Origin of the sequence: Agrobacterium tumefaciens str. B6, assembly GCF_001541315.1 — a bacterium.
Classification (GTDB): Bacteria; Pseudomonadota; Alphaproteobacteria; order Rhizobiales; family Rhizobiaceae; genus Agrobacterium; species Agrobacterium radiobacter.
Window position 1 is genome coordinate 1 of record NZ_LMVK01000044.1, and the last position, 548, is coordinate 548.

1 protein-coding gene is annotated in these 548 nt (G+C 61.1%); it reads right to left on the reverse strand.

Annotation, left to right across the window (positions count from 1 at the left end):
- On the reverse strand, window positions 1–548 hold a 548-nt coding region (locus ASB65_RS21070; RefSeq protein ID WP_141681080.1), incomplete at both ends, for a sugar phosphate isomerase/epimerase family protein.

Here is a 548-nt window from a genome sequence, read left to right on the forward strand (position 1 = left end):
ACATGCACATGCGCCAGCACATCCTTGGCTTCCCGCAGCATCGCCTTGGTGTCGTCGCCGAAATAGAAGGTATGCGGCGCGCAATAGAGGAACTTCACATTCTTCGAATTGACGGTGCGGATGATGTCGAGCGCCGGCTGCAGCGTTTCGCACCAGTCCTCGGGATGCGGCTCGACATGCAGGTTGATGCCTTCGCGCTCGAAGATCGGCACCAGCTCTTCCATCGAGCGCCACCAGGCATCCTCGCAGGCCTCGATCATCGAGCCGGTATGGCAGCAATAACATGACCCCTTGTCGGGATGCGGACCGCGGCCGAATTCGGAGTTCATCGTGTCGACCTCCAGTTCGATGGCGATCTCGATGGCGCGTTTCCAGTGTTTGACCGCCGCCTGCCGTTCGGCCTCGTCATTGGAGGCCCAGCGATACATCGGCAGCAGCGAGGCGATACCGACATCGGCCTCTTTCAGCGCCTTCTTGAAGGACCGGATGCGCTCGGGAAAGACGCGCGGCGCCTTGAACCATTCGAGGAAATCGGCGCGCGGGCTGAG